Source organism: Arthrobacter sp. TJ-236 (genome assembly GCF_058269235.1).
The window spans coordinates 1-1,067 of the sequence record NZ_JBZCNI010000016.1 but is presented as its reverse complement, the minus strand read 5'-3'; the positions used below and the strand labels follow the sequence as shown (position 1 = coordinate 1,067).

Sequence of the window (1,067 nt, the reverse complement as noted above, 5' to 3'; positions counted from 1 at the left end):
TCAGGTGCGGCGGTAGCGGTTGACCATGGGGCAGTCGAAGGGGTCACGCGCCGCGAGGCCCACGCGGTTCAGGTAGGAGACCACGGCGCCGTAGGACGCCGCGACGCCGACCTCGGTGTAGGGCACGCGCAGGCGCTCGCAGTGCTCCTTCACGATCACGGCTGCGCGGCGCAGGTGCGGGCGGGGCATGTCGGGGAAGAGGTGGTGCTCGATCTGGAAGTTCAGTCCGCCGAAGGCGTTGTTCACGAAGGAGCCACCGCGGATGTTGCGCGAGGTGAGGACCTGCTTCTGGAAGAAGTCGAGCTTACTGTCCTTGGGCACAACGGGCATGCCCTTGTGGTTCGGGGCGAAGCTGGCGCCCATGTACACACCGAACACGGCGAGCTGCACACCGAGGAACGCGAACGCCATGCCGACGGGCAGGAACCAGAACAGGATGCCGAGGTACGCGCCGAAGCGGGCGCCGAGGAGGGCGAGTTCCACCCAGCGGCCTTTGATGGTGCGGCGGGCGAAGAGGGTGCTGATGGAGCGGGCGTGGAGGTTGATTCCCTCCATGGTGAGCAGCGGGAAGAACAGGTAGCCCTGGCGGCGGGTGATCCAGGCGTGGAAGCCCTTGGCCTTCGCGGCGTCCTCCTCGAGGAAGGAGATGGTGTCCACCTCGATGTCCGGGTCCTTGCCCACGGTGTTCGGGTCGTTGTGGTGGCGGGTGTGCTTGTCCATCCACCACGCGTAGCTGATGCCCACGACGCCGGCGGCGAGGATGCGCCCGGACCAGTCGTTCGCGCCGCGTGTCGTGAAGATCTGGCGGTGCGAGGCCTCGTGCGCGAGGAAGGCGACCTGCGTGAGGACCACGCCGAGCGCGGCGGCGATGAGCAGCTGGAACCAGGTGTCACCGAGGAGGGCGAAGCCCGTCCACGCGGCGCCCATCGCGAGCGTGAGGAGGGCGAACACCGAGACGTAGAACCGGCGTCGGCGGGTGAGGAGGCCTTCCTTGCGCACCTGCTTCAGCAGCACGGAATAGGAAGCGACGACGTCGTTCGGCCGCGAGATGCGGACGGTGCGGGGGG

At 67.9% G+C, this 1,067-nt stretch carries 1 protein-coding gene; it reads right to left on the bottom strand.

Translation table 11 applies throughout. The annotated features are described in order from the left end of the window. A partial coding sequence (locus AC4D16_RS16965) for a fatty acid desaturase family protein (protein WP_490955862.1) occupies positions 1-1,067 on the bottom strand: 1,067 nt, incomplete at its 5' end.